General features: G+C 68.5%; 18 protein-coding genes. 14 read left to right on the top strand and 4 right to left on the bottom strand.

Annotation, left to right across the window (positions count from 1 at the left end; genetic code table 11):
* From G5S38_RS11855 to G5S38_RS11915, 14 genes are all read left to right on the top strand, one after another.
* On the top strand, positions 1-670 hold a 670-nt coding region (locus G5S38_RS11855), incomplete at its 5' end, for a heavy metal translocating P-type ATPase (protein WP_165068879.1).
* A 96-nt stretch (positions 671-766) separates the two neighbouring features.
* Positions 767-1,342 (top strand): DUF305 domain-containing protein, encoded by a 576-nt coding sequence (locus tag G5S38_RS11860; protein WP_165068882.1) that lies wholly within the window; start codon positions 767-769, stop codon positions 1,340-1,342.
* A 102-nt stretch (positions 1,343-1,444) separates the two neighbouring features.
* Entirely contained in the window at positions 1,445-3,460 is a 2,016-nt protein-coding gene (locus G5S38_RS11865; RefSeq protein WP_165068885.1) for a sensor histidine kinase, read from the top strand.
* A 74-nt stretch (positions 3,461-3,534) separates the two neighbouring features.
* Positions 3,535-4,989: a threonine/serine exporter family protein gene (locus tag G5S38_RS11870; protein WP_235929041.1), complete on the top strand. Its 1,455-nt coding sequence runs from the start codon at positions 3,535-3,537 to the stop codon at positions 4,987-4,989.
* 176 nt (positions 4,990-5,165) lie between these two features.
* The gene (locus G5S38_RS11875; protein WP_165068888.1) at positions 5,166-5,324 is read left to right on the top strand and encodes a hypothetical protein; all 159 of its coding nucleotides are present in this window, start codon (positions 5,166-5,168) and stop codon (positions 5,322-5,324) included.
* Between the two features lie 4 nt (positions 5,325-5,328).
* Complete coding sequence (locus G5S38_RS11880; RefSeq protein ID WP_165068891.1) at positions 5,329-6,282, top strand: L-lactate dehydrogenase; 954 nt, start codon at positions 5,329-5,331, stop codon at positions 6,280-6,282.
* A 5-nt stretch (positions 6,283-6,287) separates the two neighbouring features.
* A complete protein-coding gene (locus G5S38_RS11885) occupies positions 6,288-7,979 on the top strand; it encodes an L-lactate permease (RefSeq protein ID WP_165068894.1) in 1,692 nt (563 codons plus the stop codon).
* A 228-nt stretch (positions 7,980-8,207) separates the two neighbouring features.
* The gene (locus G5S38_RS11890) at positions 8,208-10,208 is read left to right on the top strand and encodes a cell wall-binding repeat-containing protein (RefSeq protein WP_165068898.1); all 2,001 of its coding nucleotides are present in this window, start codon (positions 8,208-8,210) and stop codon (positions 10,206-10,208) included.
* A gap of 113 nt (positions 10,209-10,321) precedes the next feature.
* Positions 10,322-12,262, top strand: coding sequence for a glycoside hydrolase family 127 protein (locus G5S38_RS11895; RefSeq protein WP_165068901.1), 1,941 nt, complete (start codon positions 10,322-10,324; stop codon positions 12,260-12,262).
* Between the two features lie 233 nt (positions 12,263-12,495).
* Positions 12,496-13,107, top strand: a complete 612-nt coding sequence (locus G5S38_RS15870) for an ABC transporter substrate-binding protein (RefSeq protein ID WP_201276669.1) — start codon at positions 12,496-12,498, stop codon at positions 13,105-13,107.
* The gene (locus G5S38_RS15875) at positions 13,089-13,751 is read left to right on the top strand and encodes an extracellular solute-binding protein (protein ID WP_201276670.1); all 663 of its coding nucleotides are present in this window, start codon (positions 13,089-13,091) and stop codon (positions 13,749-13,751) included. Before G5S38_RS15870 ends, G5S38_RS15875 begins: the two co-directional genes overlap by 19 nt.
* Positions 13,752-13,820: 69 nt before the next feature.
* Entirely contained in the window at positions 13,821-14,795 is a 975-nt protein-coding gene (locus G5S38_RS11905) for a carbohydrate ABC transporter permease (protein WP_235929043.1), read from the top strand.
* Positions 14,795-15,679 (top strand): carbohydrate ABC transporter permease, encoded by an 885-nt coding sequence (locus G5S38_RS11910; protein ID WP_165068904.1) that lies wholly within the window; start codon positions 14,795-14,797, stop codon positions 15,677-15,679. The genes G5S38_RS11905 and G5S38_RS11910 overlap by 1 nt, the downstream gene beginning before the upstream one ends.
* A 35-nt stretch (positions 15,680-15,714) precedes the next feature.
* Entirely contained in the window at positions 15,715-17,238 is a 1,524-nt protein-coding gene (locus G5S38_RS11915) for an alpha-N-arabinofuranosidase (protein WP_165068906.1), read from the top strand.
* Between the two features lie 69 nt (positions 17,239-17,307).
* On the opposite strand, the gene G5S38_RS11920 is transcribed toward G5S38_RS11915, so the two are convergent.
* The 4 genes from G5S38_RS11920 to G5S38_RS11935 form a co-directional block, all read right to left on the bottom strand.
* Positions 17,308-18,348 (bottom strand): LacI family DNA-binding transcriptional regulator, encoded by a 1,041-nt coding sequence (locus G5S38_RS11920; RefSeq protein WP_165068909.1) that lies wholly within the window; start codon positions 18,346-18,348, stop codon positions 17,308-17,310.
* A 42-nt stretch (positions 18,349-18,390) separates the two neighbouring features.
* Complete coding sequence (locus G5S38_RS11925) at positions 18,391-19,047, bottom strand: winged helix-turn-helix transcriptional regulator (protein WP_165068912.1); 657 nt, start codon at positions 19,045-19,047, stop codon at positions 18,391-18,393.
* A 5-nt stretch (positions 19,048-19,052) separates the two neighbouring features.
* Positions 19,053-19,487: a VOC family protein gene (locus G5S38_RS11930; protein WP_165068914.1), complete on the bottom strand. Its 435-nt coding sequence runs from the start codon at positions 19,485-19,487 to the stop codon at positions 19,053-19,055.
* Positions 19,488-19,648: 161 nt separating this feature from the next.
* The gene (locus G5S38_RS11935; protein ID WP_165068917.1) at positions 19,649-19,870 is read right to left on the bottom strand and encodes a hypervirulence associated TUDOR domain-containing protein; all 222 of its coding nucleotides are present in this window, start codon (positions 19,868-19,870) and stop codon (positions 19,649-19,651) included.
* Between the last annotated feature and the right edge of the window lie 218 nt (positions 19,871-20,088).

Below are 20,088 nucleotides of genomic sequence, written 5' to 3' on the forward strand. Positions count from 1 at the left end.
GGCCGCGGCATCCATTGCCACCGACGAGGCCGCCGGGCGTACCGTCGTCGCGATCGGGTGGGACGGCGTACTGCGCGGCCTGATCACGGTCGGCGACACGGTCAAGGAGTCCAGCGCCGCTGCGATCTCGAGATTCCGGGCACTGGGGCTCCACCCGGTGCTGCTGACCGGAGACAACGCGGGTACCGCCGCGGCGATCGGCGCCGTGGTGGGCATCGACGACGTGCACGCGGGCGTCACCCCCGAGGGCAAGCTGGAGCTGATCCGCACGCTGCAGGCCGACGGGCGCGTGGTCGCGATGGTCGGCGACGGCGTGAACGACTCCGCTGCCCTCGCCGCAGCCGACCTCGGCATCGCCATGGGCACCGGAACCGACGCCGCGATGGCCGCAAGCGACATCACCGTCGTCAGTGGCGACCTGCTCGCGGTCGCCGACGCCATGCGTCTCGCCAGGCGCACCCTCGGCATCATCAAGGGCAACCTGTTCTGGGCCTTCGCCTACAACGTCGCGGCCATACCGCTCGCGATGCTCGGGCTGCTCAACCCGCTGCTCGCCGGGGCCGCCATGGCGTTCTCGTCGGTGTTCGTCGTCACCAACAGCCTGCGGCTGCGACGATTCGCGTCGACCAGGACAGGTGCAGCGTCGACCTCGGCTGCACACCACCAATGACGTCGCCCTACGAAAGCCTGCACACCACGCATGACGTCACCCCACGAAAGCCTGCACACCACGCATGACGTCACCCTACGAAAGATTGGCACAGCAATGACTACTCCCCGCACCCTCATCGCCATTGTCGGCGTGCTCGCCGCCTCCCTGACCCTCTCGGCCTGCTCACCGGCCGAGGGCGACAGCGACGCCGGCACGTCGTCGAGCTCGACCGAGGCGTTCAACGACCAGGACGTCATGTTCGCCCGCATGATGGTTCCGCACCACGAGCAGGCCGTCGAGATGTCGGACATGATCCTCGCCAAGGACGGCGTCGACCCGGACGTGACCGAAATCGCGCAGCAGATCAGGGACGCCCAGCAGCCCGAGATCGAGCAGATGGAGGGCTGGCTCGATGACTGGGACAGTTCGATGGACATGGGCGACATGGACCACGGCATGGACGGCATGATGTCTGACGACGACATGGGCGAATTGGATGCTGCGCCCGCCGACACCGCCAGTGCCCTGTTCCTCGAGCAGATGATCGAGCACCACGAGGGCGCAATCGACATGGCGCAGGACGAGCTCGACGACGGCGAGTACCCCGACGCACTCCAACTCGCCGAGACCATCACCGAGACACAGCAGTCGGAGATCGAGCGAATGCAGGAGCTGCTCGCCCAGCGCTGATACAGGCTTGACCCCCCTTTCGGGTCAAAGCCGGGCATTGGAGCCGGGCGACCGGGCGGCGCGGGCTAGTTTGAGGCCATCGCGACTGGAGGGAGTCTGACGGTGCCTCATTCTTCGGCGTCTTCTGGACAGCCGGCGCAGCTCAGGCTTCTCTCCCCGCTCGGCGCACTGTATCTCGGCCTCATCGTGCTCCTCGGATGGGGGCTGATCGCGGTTGCGCCGCCCGGTTCGCAGGTGGCAGCGTGGTGGCCCGCAGCGGGGGTGAGCGTGGTGCTCGCGCTTCAGGTGCGTCGGGCCGACCGCAAGTGGGTCGTCGTCGCAGTAATGTTCGCGACGGCGCTGTCGAACATCGCCGGCGGGCGACCGATCGTCATCGCCATCTGCTTCGGTTTGGCGAACGCGGCAGAAGTCGCAGTTGTCGTGGCAGTGTTGACTGCTGCCCGCCCCTCCCGCCCCGTTCTCGATTCGCTCGAGTCGGCATTCCGGTTGTGCGTAGCGACCGCAGCCGGCGGGGTCGTGGTCGGCGCGCTCGGCGGCGCGACGGTCAGCATCGTGCAGGGCGGCGAATTCTGGTCGACCGGAATCGGCGTCGCCATCGCGCACGCGACCGCGATCTTCGTCATCGCATCCTTCGCGATGGCACCCAGGCCGGTTCTGGCGCACGCCTCCGTTCTCGAGCACGTCGCGCAGGGTGCATCCCTCGCGGGGCTGGCGGGCTTCGTGTTCGCCGTCGGGCAGGAACTCCCGTTGGCATTCCTGCCCCTTCCCCTGCTCGCCTGGGCGGCGTTCCGATTCTCGGCGCGGGTGGTGTCGGTGGAGATCCTCGCCCTGGCGGTCGGCGTCTCCGTCATGACGAGCCTGGGTGGCGGTCCCTTCGTCGCCGGGGGAGCGGCAGACCGACCATCGTCACTGCTGATCCAGATCTTCTTGCTGGCCGCCGCTTCCTTTGCCGTACTCGCGAACTCGACGCAGTACGACCGGTTGGCGATCGCCAACCGCCTGGCGAGCCAGCAGCAGTTGCTGAGGGGAGGCTTCGTGCAGTCGCGAGTGGGACTGATGATCGTCGGGGCGACTCGCAGCGGCCTTGTCGCGCTCGAGCACAACCGCATGGCCGAAGACCTGCTCGGGGAGGAACTCGCCACTGCCAACAGCCTCGACGACCCGATCGCGTGGAGCGGTGAGCTCGCCTCCGCGGTTCGGGACGCCCTCGCGGCGGGCCGCAGTCAATTCAGTGCCGAGCTGCCCAGTTTTCGGGGCCGTATTGCGGTGGACGTTCTCGTGCAGACGCTCGACCAGACGGCATCCACCTACACGGTCCAACTGGTGGACGTCACCGAAGCCCGCCGAACGGTCGAGGCGCAGCTCGTCGCGCTCGACCGGGAACGGCGCGCGACGGCGAAGCTCCAGGAGCTGAACCGGCAGCAGGACGAATTCGTCGCATCGGCCAGCCACGAACTGCGCACCCCCATCGCCAGCATCCTCGGGTACGCCGAGATGCTCACCGAGATGGACGACTTGCCGCCGGACGCGATGCAATCCGCCAACACCATCTACCGCAACGCCACGCGGCTCGGCGACCTGGTCGAGGACATCCTGCAGATCGGCACGCCGAGCGTGACCCCGGTGCGCGACCGGCGGGCAGACGTGAATGCCATCGTCAGCGAACTGCTCGAGAGCCTCGAACCCGTCGCCGCCCAGGCCGGCGTCATCGTGCGATCGTCGGTACCCACCGACGAGCCGCAGTGGGTACGGTGCACGCCGCTCGATCTTGCTCGCATCATGACCAACCTGATCAGCAACGGCGTGAAGTACTCGGGAACCGGCGGCACGGTGACGGTCTCGGTCGACGCGCGCGACGACCGCGTTGCGATCCGGGTGCACGATGACGGGCCGGGCATGACGCCCGAGGTGCTCTCGCACGCGTTCGACCGGTTCTACCGCGCTCCCGACACCGCCGAGAAGAAGATCGTCGGAACGGGGCTCGGCCTGCCGCTCGTGCACGGCCTGGTCGAGGCCAACGCGGGCAGCATCGTTCTGGAATCCACCCCGGGCACGGGGACCACGGCGACCGTGACGCTGGAGCACGCGGTCGAGGCGGCGCTCGCGCCTGCCTCGTGAGCGGCATCCGCAGCGATGGCTCCAACGGCGAGGCCCGTTACGGGATCGCACGCGCGGCCACGTAGCCTGATGAGGTGAGTGAAGGCATTGACGATCGACTCGGGGTTCATCGGCAGAGGGTGAGCCGGTCGCTGTTCGAACTGGCGGGTGGGGCCATTCGGGGGTTCGATACCCCGACCCAGATGATCTCGGTCGTCGCGGCCGACAACCTGCTTCCGCAGCGACAGGCGCGTCTGGTGATCGACCTGTGCCTGCGCGCCGGGGAGGCCATGCTGGCGACCGGGGCATCCGCGGCCGACGTCGTCGCGACCGTGCTGCGCATCAGCGACGCGTACGGCATCGACGCCATGCACGTCGACATCACCTTCACCTCGATCACCGTCTCGATCCACCGGGGGATGAACGAAGACCCGATGTCGGTCATGCGCATCGTCAAGGTGCGCACCATCGACTACACGCGGCTGCAGAGCGTGTATCTGCTCATCGATGACATCACCGGCGCCGGCAGCCCGGTCGCGGTTGAGGACGCGCGGGAACGGCTCACCGCGATCCTCACCCGGCCGCACCCTTATCGTCGCTGGGTCGTCACCGCCGGAAAGGCCGTGCTCGCCGCGGGCGTCGTCGTGATGTTCAACGTGGGTTTCGTGCTGGTGCTCGTCGCCGCGGCATCCGCCGTCATCTCCGACGTCATCACCCGCCGGCTCGGCAAGTGGTCGGTGCCCGGGTTCTTCGCGCAGATGGCCGCCGCGATGGCGACCACGAGCATTGCCGTATTCATCTTCTGGCTGCGCTCGATCGGCATCGAACTGCCCGGGTCCAATTCGCCCACCGTGATCGTCATCGCCGGCATCATCATGCTGCTGTCGGGAGTCGGCCTCACCGCCTCGGCCCGTGATGCGATCGACGGGTACTACGTCACCGCCACGGCGCGGGGCATGGAAGTGTTCATGCTCACCCTGGGGCTCGCCGTCGGCATCTCGATCGTGCTCGGCTTGGCCCTGCGGATGGGCGTGCCGGTGACCGTCGCGACCTCGCTGGGCGACTCGATCCAGCCCGTGCCCGGAATCGTGGGGTCGGCGCTCATCGGCATCGGGTTCGCACTCACGTCGTATGTTCGGCTTCGCTACGTGCCGCTGATGGCAGCCGTCGCCGGTCTCATCTTCGCGCTGTATTCGGCGGTGCTTCCGCTCGCCACGCAGCAGGGGCTCGCGCCCGGGATCGCCGGCGCGGCCGCCGGGTTCATCGGCTACCTGATCTATCGCTGGCTCAAGGTGCCGGAGAGCGCGATGACCATGGCGGGCATCATCGCGCTCATCCCAGGGCTCGCCGTCTACCGCGCGCTCTACGCCTTTCTCGACTCTGGAACCGACGTCGGCGAGGCGCTCCCCGCAACGGTGACGGCACTCGCGACCGGTATCGGCCTCGCGGCGGGCACCACCATCGGCGGGTTCGCGGCGCGCCGCATGTTCGGACTGGACAGGCAGGCCAAGCTCGCTGCCCGGCGCACAACGACCTCCGGTGCGCAATAGTCCGGCGCCCGCTGAAACCGTCGCACCACTAATCGCAGCACCCGGATCGGAAGGACCGCCCAAATGGGCGGTCCTTTCGTCGTTCTGGCCCATGTTCGTGCCCTTGGTCCCTATTGCGCTTGCCGTTCATTCGATTGCATAGAAACCACACAAACAAAGATGAATGAGGCACCAGCATGACCGCACACACGGTGAACAGGGCCCAGTGGGAGCGCCTCCGGCGCACGACCAGGGAACGACTCGACCGCGCGGCCGCCCCGGTGCACCTCCCGGCCAGCGGGTTGCGCGATCAGGCCCACGACCGACCCTTTCCGACCACGACCGAAGAGGCATGAACCCATGAGCACCCGAGAGAACAGCAAGCTGACCATCGTCGGAGCGGGAAGCGTCGGCGCCAGTGTCGCCTACGCCGCACTCATCCGCGGATCCGCACGGCACGTCGCCCTGTACGACATCGCAACCGAGAAGGTCGAGGCCGAAGTGCTCGACCTCGCACACGGCACGCAGTTCATCGACTCCAGCGACATCACCGGGGGTTCCGACCTCTCCGTCGTCGAAGGATCCCACGTCGTCGTCATCACCGCCGGAGCCAAGCAGCGCCCCGGGCAGACACGCACCGACCTCGCCGCGACCAACGCGGGAATCATCGAGGGCATGATGCCCGGCTTGCTCGCGGCCGCCCCCGACGCCGTCTACATGCTCGTCACCAACCCGTGCGACGTCATGACGGTGATCGCCGCCGAGATGTCCGGCCTGCCGCACTCGCGCGTGTTCTCCTCCGGCACCGTTCTCGACACCTCACGCCTGCGCTGGAAGCTCGCGCAGCGCGCGGGCGTCTCCACCAGCAGCGTTCACGCGCACATCGTCGGCGAGCACGGTGACACCGAGTTCGCCCTCTGGGACGAAGCCATGATCGGCACGGTGCCGATTCTCGAGTGGGAGGCCGATGGCCACCCCCGAATGACGGCCGACGAGCTCGAACAGATCGCCGTCGACGTGCGGGATGCCGCCTACCGCGTCATCAAGGGCAAAGGGGTGACGAACTACGCCATCGGCCTCTCCAGCGCACGCATCGTGGAGGCCATCCTGCAGGACCAACGGGCCGTGCTGCCGGTGAGCAGCGTGCTGCATGACTTTCACGGCATCGACGGCATCGCCCTCTCGGTGCCCTCGATCGTCGGTGAGACCGGGGCGGTGCCGATTCGGAACACGCCGTTCTCACCCCGTGAGCTCGAGAAGCTCTCGGCCTCGGCGCAGGCCCTCGCCGCCGTCACCGCGTCAGTGCGGAGCTGACGGCCGTGTGGGTGCAGGGGCTCGACCCTCTGGGCATGCCGTGGCTGTCCGCGCTCGTCGCAGCCGTGCCGATCCTCGTCTTTCTCGCCTGCCTAGTGTTCTTCAAGCTCACCGGCCTGCAGGCCGCGGGCATCGCGCTGGTCGTCGAGGTCATCGTGGCCGTCGCGGTGTTCGGCATGCCGTTCCAATCCGTGGCCGGTGCCGGGCTGCTCGGCCTGCTGAGCGCCATCTGGCCCATCGCGTACATCATCGTGATGGCCCTGTGGCTGTACCGGTTGGCTGTCGCGAGCGGTAAGTTCACCGTGATCAGGGCGTCGATCGCCTCGATCTCCCCTGACCAGCGCATCCAGGTGCTGCTGATCAGCTTCTGCTTCGGCGCGTTCCTCGAGGGCGTCGCGGGCTTCGGGGTGCCGATCGCGATCTGCGCGGCGATGCTCGTGCAGCTCGGCTTTCGGCCGGTGCGCGCGGCCATGATCAGCCTGGTCGCGAACTTCGCCGCTGGGGCCTATGGGGCGGTGGGTATCCCGGTGATCGTCGGCGCGCAGGTCGGCGGCATCGACGTCATGGACCTCTCGCGCAACCTCGTCTTCATCCTGCAGCCGATCACCCTGCTCATCCCGTTCCTGCTGGTCGTCATCCTCGACGGCGTCCGGGGGCTTCGCGAGACCTGGCCGGCGACCCTCGTCGTGACCCTCGTGTTCAGCGGAACCCAGGCGGGCGTGCTGCTGCTGCTCGGGCCCGAGCTCGCAGCCATCCTCCCCGGCCTCCTCGGCATGGTCGCACTCGCCGCGCTGCGCTTCGTGTGGACGCCGCGCCACGTGTTCACCGAGGCGCGGGCGGACGCGACAGTCGGCGCCGGCGTCGGCGTGATCGGCGGCACGGGCGGCGCGGGCGGCAACGCCAGGAGCACCGCCAGCACCACCGGCACCGCCCCCGAACGCCACACGGTCCGCGAGATCCTCGCCGCGTGGAGCCCGTTCTACATCCTCACCGTGCTCGTCTTCATCTGGAGCACACCCGCGTTCAAGGCGCTCTCCGCCCCGGGCGGGCCGCTCGCGTGGGCCGTCGTGAACGTGCCGATGCCCGGTGTCACCGGCGCCATCACCACGGCCGGCGGCGCGGTGGTCGAGAACGTCTGGAGCTGGACGCCCCTCGCGGCAACCGGCACCGCCATCCTGCTCGCGGTCGTCATCACCGCGGCGACCTCCCGGGCACTCACCAGGCACGTGCTCATCGAGCAACTGCGCACCACCTGGCGCGACCTGTGGAAGGCGCTCGTGCTCATCGCCGCGATCCTCATGCTCGCGCAGATCGCGAACCTCTCCGGCGGCTCGGCGAGCATCGGCACCGCACTCGCCGGCGCGGGCTGGCTGTTTCCGCTGCTCGCTCCCGTGATCGGCTGGGTCGGCGTGTTCCTCACCGGCTCGGTCGTGAACAACAACACCCTGTTCGCGCAGCTGCAGGCGACCACCGCGGGACGCATCGGGGTGGATGCCACGCTGCTCGTCGCCGCGAACACCGCGGGCGGCGCGGCAGCCAAGGTCGTCTCGCCCCAGTCCATCGCGATCGCGGCCGGCGCGGTCGGCCTGTCGGGGCGGGAGAGCGAGATCCTGCGGGCGGCCATCGGCTACAGCCTGGGCATCCTCGTCGCCCTGAGCCTGTGGACCTTCACCCTGTCGCAGCTCATCTCGGGGTAGCGCGAGGCGGGCCGTGCGCCGTGCCCCTCTGACGGGGGATGGAGCGCGCGGCCCGTTCTCCGTACCCTTCAGGTGGGGTACAAAGCTGTTGCAGTCGGGTCGGGGGACCGTCGGCCGCCGCCTTCTCCCCACGACCGATCCGCACGTTCCAGGCACCACCAGCACGCCACTCTTCCGATCAGCTCGTGCAGTCCGCGCCGTCACCGGCGCTGATCCGGAAGGTCACCCGTGCCGTCGTTCGTCCCTGTCACCACGGCGCGGGGGCGCGTTCGCGTCACCGCGATGGCGGTCGCGATACTGCTGCTCGTGGGCCTCGGGGCATGGATGCCGCCGGCCACAGCGATCGCCGCCGGCGCGGCATCCATCACCGGCACGATCACGCGGGAGGGCACCCCGGCCACCGCGGTACAGAGTGCGATGGTGCTGCTCTACGGGGCAGACGGGTCGTGGCACGGCGCCGCATTCACGGCCGCCAACGGTGGCTACGCGTTCTCGAACCTCGCACCGGGCTCGTACACGGTCAAGGTCAGCGGTGCGAACGGCTCCCAGCTCGTCACCGAGTGGTGGAACAACCGCGCGGAGGGCCAGGAGGCGAGCCGCGTCGCACTCGCCGCCGGCCAGTCGGCGACGGGCACGAACGTGGAGCTCGCCCTGGGAGCGACGATCAGCGGCACGGTCGCCGAGGCCACCGCGGGCAGCGTGCAGGTGCAGGCGGTGACCACCGATCCGCGCACGAGGTACACCCGCAGCTTCTACGGCGTCACCGACGACCGCGGCAACTACACCCTGGGCGGGCTGCCGGGCGGCAGCTACACCCTGTACTTCGAGTCGCGCAACGGCGCAGCGCGCGCATCGGCCTGGTGGGGCCTCGCGCCCAGCCACCGCCAAGCGCAGTTCTTCACGGTGTACGACCGCCAGGTCGTGGCCGGCAAGAACATCGCGCTCCCTGTCGGGGCGTCGATCGCGGGCACGCTCACCAACCCGCAGGGCGGAACCCCGAGCGGCAGCGTCGTCGTCTACGAGGCGGGCGGCGCGGTCGACGACCTGTCGACGCACGTGCGCACGGTTCCGACCGACGCCGACGGCAGGTACACCGTGACCGGGCTGCTCCCCGGGTCGTACAAGGTCGGATCAACCACCGGGTCGGCGGGCGCCGACTTCGAGGCCACCGGCGCCCTGCCACCGGCGACCGCGAACCAGGCGGGCTGGTACCCCGCGCGCAGCTCCTACGCGGCGAGTGAGACCGTCGTGATCTCGGCACCGGGGCAGAAGCGCGTCGACATCAACGGATCGCTCGGGGCGTCGACCGCGGTGGGCCGCATTGCCGGCGCCGACCGCTACGCCGTGGCCGCGGCGATCTCGCGCGAGGGATTCCCCGGCACCGCCCCCGTGGTCTACATCACCAAGGGCACCGATTTTCCCGACGCGCTGAGCGCCGCCCCGGCCGCCGCGAAGCAGGGTGGCCCGCTGCTGCTCACGCACCCCGACGGCGTTCCGCGAGAGACCAGGGACGAGATCGCCAGGCTGCGTCCCGGGCAGATCGTGGTGGTCGGCGGCGAGGCATCCGTCACCCCCAGGGCCATCGCTGAGCTGAACGGGCTCGTCACGACCGACGCGCCCGTGAAGCGGCTCGCCGGCGCCGACCGCTACGCGGCCTCGCGCGCCGTCGTCGAGTACGCATTCGGCTACGACGGGGTGCAGCAGCTGTACCTCGCGACCGGCTCGAACTTTCCCGACGCGCTGTCGGCGAGTGCTGCGGCGGGCGCGAACGGCGACGCGGTGCTGCTCGTGAACGGGGCGGCGACCGGTATCGACGCGGCCACGAGAAAGTCGATCGGGATGCTGCGGCCCACGGTCGCAACGATCGCGGGTGGCCCGGCCTCGGTGTCGACGGGTATCGAGACCGCGGTGGGTGCGCTCGGGCTGCCGGACGGCGTGTACCGGCTGGGCGGCGCGGACCGCTTCGCCGCGTCGCAGGCGATCAACGCCGACGGGTTCGATGGCGCGAGCGAGGTGTTCATCGCGACCGGGTACAAGTTTCCCGATGCGCTGGCCGGTGCGGTGCTGGCGGCAACCCGCGGCGCTCCGCTCTACGTGGTGCCGCCGCACTGCGTTCCGGCGGCGATGCTCGCCGACATCCGCGGGTACGAGGCCGACACCATCACGCTGCTCGGGGGAGAGGCGTCGCTGAGCCTGGACGTGCAGCAGCTGGTGGCCTGCGGGGGGTAACCGCCCGGCACGCGGGCCCCGCGGTCGCGACCCGCGCTCGGCACGTGCGCCCCGCGCCCCGGCGGCGACGCGCCGATGCCGACCTCCGCCGCCCGCCCGGTGCAGAATCAAGCATGGTCTTCACTGAAGCAGGCACCGGTCCCGTACGCCCCACGACGACCGCGATCGCGGCATTGCGGCCCGCCGCCGTCGCCGAGATCTGCGGGGGATTCTGGGGGGCGAGGCTCGCCGCCAACCGCGAGGTCGGCATTCGGGACGGCTTTCGCCAGCTGCACGAAGCCGGCAACGTCGAGAACCTCGAGGCGGCGGCATCCACCACAGCACCGCTCCGGCCGGGGCAGCGCATCGACGGCGCTGCGAGCGGTCTGGATGCTGCATCGCAGGGATACCGCGGGCCCGTGTTCATGGATTCCGACGTCTACAAGTGGCTCGAAGCGGCAGCGTGGGAGAGCCAGCGCGAGGCTGATGCGACGCTCGACGAGCAGCGCGCGGTGCTCGGGGCCGCGGTCGCCGCGGCGCAGAAGCCCAACGGGTACCTGAACTCGTTCGTGCAGGTGGTCACCGGAGCGCCGTGGGCCGACCTCGCGGTGAGCCATGAGCTGTACTGCCTCGGGCACCTGTCACAGGCCGCCGTCGCGGCGTCGCGGGGCGCAGCCGACGACACGCTGCTGGAGGTCACGGCGCGTGCCGCCGACCTGCTCGATACGACGTTCGGTCCTGGGCTCACGACGCGGGTCGATGGCCACCCGATCATCGAGATGGCGCTCGTCGAGCTGTTCCGGCAGACCGGGGAGCGGCGCTACCTCGACCTAGCGACGTGGGCGGTCGACCGTCGTGGGCGCAGTGAGCACCACGGGCGGGACTTCGACTTCACCTATTTCTCCGACCGCGTTCCGGTGCGCGAGGCGACGACGCTCGAGGGACATGCCGTGCGAGCGCTGTACCTCGCGTCGGGCGCCACCGACGTGGCGGTCGAGACCGGCGACCGGGAGCTGCTCGCGGCGCTCGAGCTGCAGTGGGAGAACGTCGTCGAGTCGAAGACCTACATCACCGGGGGAATGGGATCCCGGTGGGAGGGCGAGTCGTTCGGCGCCCCGTTCGAGCTGCCGTCCGACCGCGCCTATGCCGAGACCTGCGCGGCGATCGCGAGCATCCAGTGGAGCTGGCGGCTGCTGCTCGCGACGGGCAGGGCGCGCTACGCCCACCTCATCGAGCGCACCCTCTACAACGGCATGCTCGCGGGCGTCGGGCTCTCGGGTGACGAGTTCTTCTATGCCAACCCGCTGCAGGTGCGCACCGGAGACATCCCCGCGTCGAGCATCAGCCCGGCGCTCGGCCGGCAGCGCTGGTTCTCGACCGCGTGCTGCCCGCCCAACGTGATGCGCACTCTGGCGCAGCTCGGGCACTACGTCGCCACCACCACCGACGACGGCGTGCAGGTGCACCAGTACGTCGCAGGCACCATCCGGTCGGAGACCCTCACCCTCGAGGTGACCGGCGACTACCCGTACGACGGCGATATCGCGTTCACCGTCGCGGCGGCGTCGGGGGAGCCGCAGCGACTCTCGCTGCGCATCCCCGCGTGGGCGGCGGGCGCGAGCTGGGCAGTGGAGTCGGTCGGGTCGGTGGGGTCTTTCGGCGAGGGCGCGGGGCCTGCCGCGCGGCACGATGCGCCAGCCGGCGACTACCTCGTGATCGAGCGGGTCTTCGCGCCGGGCGATGTGGTGCGGCTCAGCCTCCCGCTTGAGGTGCGTGCCACGACCCCGCACGCGCGGGTCGACGCGGTGCGCGGATCGGTGGCGCTCGAGCGGGGTCCGCTCGTCTACTGCGTCGAACAGGCGGACCAGCCCGCCGGGGACGAAGTGGACGACACGATGATCCCCGTGGATGCCGCGGCATCCATCACCGTGCGAAGCGAGCCCGACCTGCTCGGCGGCACCACCACCCTGACCTTCGACGACGCCGTCACCGGAACCCCCCGCGTCGCCGTTCCCTACGCCCTGTGGGCGAACCGTGGCTCCGGTGCGATGCGGGTCTGGCTGCCGACCGCGTAGCAGTCCACCTCGGCGGTGCGATGGGGCCTCCCCGCGAGCGGAGGTGCCGGCGCATTGTCGGGTACGTGAACTCGTGAGCCCGGGCGCGCCTGTTGTGTAATTTATCGATATATGAGTAACTACTACTAGATCCGACGGAACGGCCACCGGCCACGACGGATTAGTCAGGGATCGCTCCCTGATCGGTGGCGCAGAGGCGCGTCACCGTCATTCCCGCGAAGAAGGGGGACACTGTGCTTGTCCGTCGAATCATCACACTAGGAGCGGTCACCGCTCTCACCGCAGGGGCGCTCACGGGCTGCTCCAGCCAGGCTGAAAGCGACCCGAACTCGTTCGAGTTCTGGTCGTTCACCGGCATCGGCCAGGGCGAGCAGGTCGACGCTTACACCGCAGAGAACCCCGACATCACCATCGACCTCACCGAGGTCGGCCAGTCCGGTGAGACGGCGCAGGCGCTCACCACCGCCCTCGCGGGCGGCCAGGTTCCCGACCTCGTGCTGATCCAGGGCGACGAACTGCCTCGCTTCGTCGAAAACCCGGGCAACTTCGTCGACCTCCGCAGCCTCGGCGCCGACGAGATGGAGGGGGACTACCTCGACTGGGTCATCGAGCAGCCGACGGCTGCTGATGGAGAGCTCATCGGCATTCCGACCGACGTCGGCGGTATGGCCATGGCCTACCGCACCGACCTCTTCGCGGCAGCCGGCCTGCCGACGAACCGCGACGAGGTCTCGGCGCTCTGGCCGACCTGGGAGGAGTTCCTGGCAGTGGGCGAGGAGTACACCGCACGACCGGCGCCCCGTTTATCGATAATGCATCAACCACGGTGTTCTACCAGGCCGTGAACCAGGTCTCCGAGAAGTACTACGACAACGACACCCGAGAGCTGAACTTCGACAGCAACCCGCAGGTCGAAGAGGCGTTCGACCTCGGTATCCAGGCAGCCACGTCGGGCACCACCGCCATCTTCACCGAGGCCTGGACCGCCGGACTGCAGAACGGGGCGTTCGCCGTCGTGTCGGCCCCGTCGTGGATGCTCGGCCAGATCGAAGCCAACGCGCCAGAGACCGCGGGCCTGTGGGACATCGCGACCGTGCCGGTCGGCTCGGGCAACTGGGGCGGCAGCTACCTCGCCATCCCCGCCGGAGCAGACAACCCCGAAGCCGCATGGGAGTACATCAAGGCCACGCAGTCGCCGGAATCCCAGCTGTCGCACTTCCTCGAGAACGGCTCGCTGCCGACCACTCCCGAGGTGTACGACGACGAGGAGCTGCTCGCCAAGACCGACGAGTTCTTCTCCGGAGCCCCCATCGGAAAGATCTATACGGAGGCGCTCCTCGGGGTCAACCCGTTCTACATCGGGCCCGACAGCGGTGTGATCGGTGCGGAGCTGCAGGCCGCCATCGACAACGTCGACTACGCGGATGGCGACCCCGCCGCCGCGTGGGATGCGGCCGTCACCAATGTCGGAAACGCCCTCGGCAACTAGCGACACCCCTGACCAGTGGCCCGGCTCCGGCCGGGCCACTGTCCACCCTCGATCGACAATGGAGCCGATGTGACCAGCACCATCAACCCGCCCAGGGCGACGCCGGACCCGATAGTCCCCAAGCCATCGCGCAAGCAGAAGGCGGTCGGAATCCGCTATGGGCTGATGGAGCGGATGGCTCCCTACGGCTACATCGCGCCGTTCTTCGCGCTCTTCCTGGTGTTCGGGCTCTTTCCGCTGCTCTTCACCTTCGTCGTGGCCCTCTACGACTGGAACCCGGTCGGCTCGCAGACCTTCATCGGCCTCGAGAACTTCTCGCGCCTGTTCCAGGATCCCCGGTTCTGGAACGCCTCGGGAAATACCCTGAGCATCTGGCTGCTGTCGACGATTCCGCAGCTTCTCATCGCCCTGCTGCTGGCCCACCTGCTCAACCACGCGCGGTTGAAGTGGGCCAACTTCTTTCGCATGTCGATGCTGCTTCCGTACATCACCTCGGTCGCGGCGACCACGATCGTGTTCGCGCAGATCTTCGACCGTGACTACGGCATCCTCAACCACCTGCTCGAGTTCCTCGGCGCCGACCGCTTCGACTTCAGGAACTCGGTGCTCGGCAGCCACGTGCTCATCGCGACCATGGTCGTCTGGCGGTGGTTCGGCTACACCACCCTGCTCTATCTCGCGTCGCTGCAGGCCATCCCACGCGACGTGTACGAGGCCGCGGCGGTCGACGGCGCGAGCGGATGGAAGCAGTTCATCCACATCACCATCCCGTCGCTGCGCCCGGTCATCATCTTCACGATCGTCACCTCGACCATCGGCGGGCTGCAGATCTTCACCGAACCTCTGCTGCTGTCACCGCAGGGCCAGTTCTCCTGCGGCGCGATGCGACAGTGCCAGACGCTCACCCTCTTCCTCTACGAACAGGGCTTCGGGCAGTTCGCCTTCGGGTACGGCTCCGCGATCGGCGTCGTGCTGTTCGGCATGATCGTCGCCATCGCGCTCGTGAACTTCTTGCTGTCGACCCGCCTCAAGGGAGCGCACTAATGACTGACACCGTCGTCGCACCGGTACCCACGCCCCCGCTTCCGAAACGCCGCTCAGGCGGTCGTGTCGGCCGGGTGCGCTGGTGGACCTATCTGTTCCTCATCATCGCCGCGCTGGCGTGCATCTTTCCGCTGTACTGGATGTTCGTCGTCTCGAGTGCTGGCGCGGGGGCGGCGAGTCGCCTCCCACCGGTACTCATCCCCGGGGGCGACCTGCCCCGGCTCGTCGACCTCGTGTTCACCACCGTGCCGTTCGTGCGGGCCCTGTTCAACAGCGCCGTGGTCGCGACGACCATCGCCGTCGGGCAGGCGCTGACCTGCGCCCTCGCGGGATTCGCCTTCGCGAAGCTGCGCTTTCCCGGCCGCAACGTGCTCTTCATCATCGTCGTGCTGACAATGACGGTTCCGTCGCAGCTGTCGGTGATCCCGCAGTACATGATCATCTCGGAGCTCGGGTGGGTGAACACCCTCCAGGCGCTCATCGTTCCCGGCCTCGCGAGCGCGTTCGGCATCTTCTGGATGCGCCAGCACATCTCCTCGACAATCAGCGACGAGCTGCTCCAGGCCGCCCGCATCGACGGGGCGTCGTCGTGGCAAATCTTCTGGAAGATCGTCTTTCCGATCATCCGGCCCGCCGCCTTCGTGCTCGGGCTCCTCGGATTCGTCACGTCGTGGAATGACTTCCTGTGGCCGTTCATCGTGCTCAAGTCGCCCGATATGTACACGGTGCAGATCGCGATCAAGGCGCTGCAGAACAACCTGTTCGTCGACCTCGGCCTCGCCATGGCCGGCTCGTTCCTCGCGACGCTGCCGCTGCTGATCGTGTTCGTCTTCGTCGGCAGGCGCATGGTGGCCGGCATCATGGACGGCGCGTTCAAGGGCTGACGCCACCCGACTTCCACTACCTGAAAGGCACCGCCATGGCCAACGAAGCACGGGTCGTCATCGACCTCGACGTGCCGCTGCACACCATCAGCCGACATGTCTACGGGCATTTCGCCGAGCACCTCGGGCGGTGCATCTACGACGGGTTCTACGTCGGCGACGACTCGCCGCTGCCCCATGAGGGCGGCATCCGGCTCGACCTCGTCGACGCGCTTCGCGAACTCGCGATCCCCAACCTGCGGTGGCCGGGTGGATGCTTCGCCGACGAGTACCACTGGATGGACGGCATCGGCCCCCGCGAGGGCCGGCCCCGCATGGTCAACACGCACTGGGGCGACGTCGAGGAGAACAACCACTTCGGCACCCATGAGTTCATGCGACTGTGCGAGCTGCTCGGCGCTGACGCGTACGTCAACGGCAATGTCGGAAGCGGCACCGTGCGGGAGATGAGCGAATGGGTCGAGTACCTGACGCGAGCCGGGGCGAGCCCGATGGCGGCGCTTCGCCGCGAGAACGGCCGCGACGAGCCGTGGACGGTGCCGTTCTGGGGCATCGGCAATGAACCGTGGGGCTGCGGCGGAAACATGAGCCCCGAGCACTACGCCGAGGAGGCGCGCCGCTACGCGACCTACCTCCGCGACCACGGTAACAACAGCCTGTACCGGATCGCCGCGGGCGGGCCCGACGACGACGTGCGGTGGACGAAGTCGCTGATGGAGGCGCTGCAGTGCTTCGGGTGCGCGAAGGAGCCGCGCGGCATCTTTCAGGCGATCAGCTTCCACTACTACTCGATGGCCACCCCGGGGGATGCGAAGGGCAGTGCCACCTCGTTCACCGACGACGAGTACTACTGGGCGATGGGCAAGGCCCAGGACGTCGAGCGCGTGCTCACCGCCCACTCGAACGTCATGGACGTCTACGACCCCGGCAAGAAGGTCGGCCTGGTACTCGACGAGTGGGGCACCTGGTGGGACGTCGAGGAGGGCACCAACCCGGGTTTCCTCTACCAGCAGAACACCCTGCGCGATGCGCTCGTCGCGAGCGTGCACTTCGACGTCTTCCACCGGCACGCGGACCGGCTGGTGATGGCGAACCTCGCGCAGACCGTCAACGTGCTGCAAGCGGTCATCCTCACCGATCCCGAGAGCGGGGAGATCGTCCGCACGCCCACGTTCCACGTATTCGAGATGAACCGGGGGCACCACGACGCGACGGCGGTATCGACCCACCTGGTCGAGCGACCGGCGGCGCGCGTCGACGGGGAGTTCCCCGTCGAGCTCGTCTCGGTGTCTGCCAGCGTCAAGGACGGTCGCGGCCTGGTGTCGCTCAGCAACCTCGATTCGACGGAGGCGCTCGACGTCGTGCTCGACCTGCGCGGCCAGCAGGTCTCCGACGTATCCGGTCGGCTCCTCTCCGCCGCACGCATCGACGACTACAACCGGGCAGGCGATGCCGCCGTCACGCCGACGAGCCTGTCGACCGCGGCGCATCCGCGCGGCCTGTCGGTGACCATTCCGCCGCACTCGTTCGCGACGGTCTCGTTCGCCGTGACGAACTAAACCGTCTCCCGCTGCGCGGGTTCCACGTCTACCGTCAGCGCGTGGAACCCGGTCAGCCCATCCAGCCCGTCAGCGCGTGGAACCCCGCAGCAGCAACGACGCCATCGGCATCACGATCTGCGGCTCGAAATCGGGGCCGTCAGACGCGATACGCCGCGTCAGCAGGTCGGCGATGGACTCCGCCATCGCCGCGTTGTCGGGAGAGACGGTGCTGAGGGTGGGATGAGCGAACGTGCCCAGGGCAACGTTGTCCCAGCCGACGACCTGAACCTCGCCAGGCACGGCAATGCCCCGTGATGCGAGCGCACCGAGTGCGCCGATGGCCGACGAGTCGGTCAGCGCAAACACCGCGTCGAACTGCAGCCCGGCATCGAGGGCATCCAGCACCGCGCGGTGGCCGTCGCGCGATTCGAAGTCGGCGGGCAACACGATCAGCCGGTCGTCGACGGGCACTCCGAGGGCATGGTGGGCGGCGAGGTACCCGCGGGTTCGCAATTCGGGCATCGAGTCGTGCGGGCCGTTCTGGCCCCCGACCAGCAGGATGCGGGTGGAACCCGATTGCAGCAGCTGCGTGGTCGCGAGCCGGCCGCCGCCGACGTTGTCCATCAGCACGTGGTCGTAGCGTCGCGACATGGCGCGCTCGCCGATCAGCACGACCGGCCGGGTCGGCCCCACCGAGTCGAGGTCGGCGACCTCTCCCTGGGTCACGCTGAGCACCAGTCCGTCGTAGGCATCGAGGTGCGAGCTGGCCAGCACGGCGAGCTCCGCCTCGAGGGCACCCCCGGTGCGTTCCACGACGAGCCGGTAGCCGCGCGGCACGAAGCGCTTGAACAGCCGGTCGGCCAGTTCGCCGTAGTACAGCGAGGCCAGGTTCGGCACGGCGAGGCCCACCACTCCGGTGCGGCCGCGACGCAGCTGCCGGGCAGAGACATTGACGCGATACTCGAGGAGCTCGATCGATTCGAGAACGCGCTGCTTCGTGGTCTCGCTGACCCGCGTGGAGCGTTCGTTGATGACGTTCGACACGGTCATCACCGAGACCCCGGCGTGCCGCGCCACATCGCTCATGGTCACGGGGCGAATACGCCGCGGCGCATCGGGTGTACTCATACTGATTATCTTCTCGCGAGCGACGGCCCGCGCGTGCCCGCCTCACGCGGCCAGGTGAAACGTGCTCGCGAATCGGTCGAGCAGGGCGCCCGACCCGTGCAGTACCTCGATCGCGCCGGTCGCGATCGCCAGGCCCGGGGTGAGATCGCCCGAGATGAGGCGGTGGATGCCGGCATCCACCGTGAATGCCAGGTCGATGCCGGCGCGGTCGAGCGGTGCGTCCTGCCGCGTCACGTCGAGAGTCGCGCCGTCGACCCGGATCAGCAGGTCGGATGCGCCGACCCTGGCGCCGTATGCCGTCGCGCGCAGCGTCGCGGCGACTAGGGGGCGGAATGCGGCGCGCAGGTCGATGGTCATCGAATCCGGGGTGATGACCTGTTCGCTGCGCGGGTCGCCCAGCGCCTTTAAGCCCCACGCCCCGAGGGCGAGCACGACCGGCTCGAGCTCCCGGCCGTAGGGGGTCAGTTCGTAGACGATCACGCGCGAGTGGGGGACGCGGCGAATCACGTGTGCGGCCTGCAGCTCTTTGAGCCGTGCGGCGAGGATGTTGCTCGGGATACGGGGGAGGCCCGCGGCGAGTTCTCCGTAGCGGCGGGGCCCGACGAGCAGGTCGCGGACTATGAGCAGGGCCCAGCGCTCGCCGACGAGTTCGAGGGCCTGGGTGACGCCGCCGTACTGCCCATAGTCGCGCGCTGCCATCGGTGTCAGGCTTGCTGGCTGGCGTAGGCCTCGGGGCCCATCTCGGAAGCGGCGGCCTCCATGAACCCGAACTCGAGGATGTTGCCGTCGGGATCGGTCAGCTGCCGCTGGTACATGAAACCGAGGTCGGTCGCCGGGCGTTCCTCCACGCCGCCTGCGGCGATGCCGTTGGCGACGGCCCTGTCGACGTCGTCGCGGCTGTCGACGAAGATCGCCGTCGCGACCGAGACGGTCTCGGCAGGGTTACCGAGCGGGCGGTCGCTGAACGTCTGGAAGAACTCGCGCACGAGGATCATGAAATAGCTGTGGTCCTCTTCGACCACGACGCAGGCGGCGTTATGGTCAGTGAACAGTGGATTGATCGAGAATCCGAGGGCGGTGTAGAAGGTCTTCGCGCGGTCGAGGTCGGTGACGGGCAAATTGACGAACATCGAGGTCATGAGCGGTTCCTTTCGAGGTGCTCGGTGGGTGATGGCCTCGATACTTGCAAAAAACAAGTGCGCTGTCGTTCGACAGATGAAGGACGCCCGACCGTGGATGTTCCTTGTAACCCGACGACTTCGGGCCGGTGTAGCCGGAACCCGACACCGTCGTGCTCGCCCTAGTCGTCTTTGTCTGACAGCTTGCGCAGGGCGCTGCCCTTGTGTGCCGCCTCGGCGTCGGTCTTCTCGGACTTCACCACGTACGCGGGCTCATCTTTCGAGGCGTGGAACGTCTTGCCCGAGAAGTCGAAGTCGCTTGTCTTCTTCTCCACCACTTCACCCTGCGTGCGCCCCTGCGGAGTCGCCCAGCTCACCCGGTCACCCTTGCTGAAATCAGTCATGACCGCAGCCTACGGTCGGCCCCTGACAGGCAGAGGACCGGTTGCGTCGGGTCCCAGCGCCCTCCACGGCAGGGTGCGCGATCTCAGAGTCGGCGGGTAGGGCGGTGTACCCCCGGTTCTGGGTGTATCGACATGAGTAATTGACAGGTATGGTGAGCTTCAGGTGCCTCGCTTACCCACAATGGCGCCGTTCCCCCTCTCCGAGACATTGGAATACC

Source organism: Marisediminicola senii, from assembly GCF_011057645.1.
GTDB classification, from domain to species: domain Bacteria; phylum Actinomycetota; class Actinomycetes; order Actinomycetales; family Microbacteriaceae; genus Marisediminicola; species Marisediminicola senii.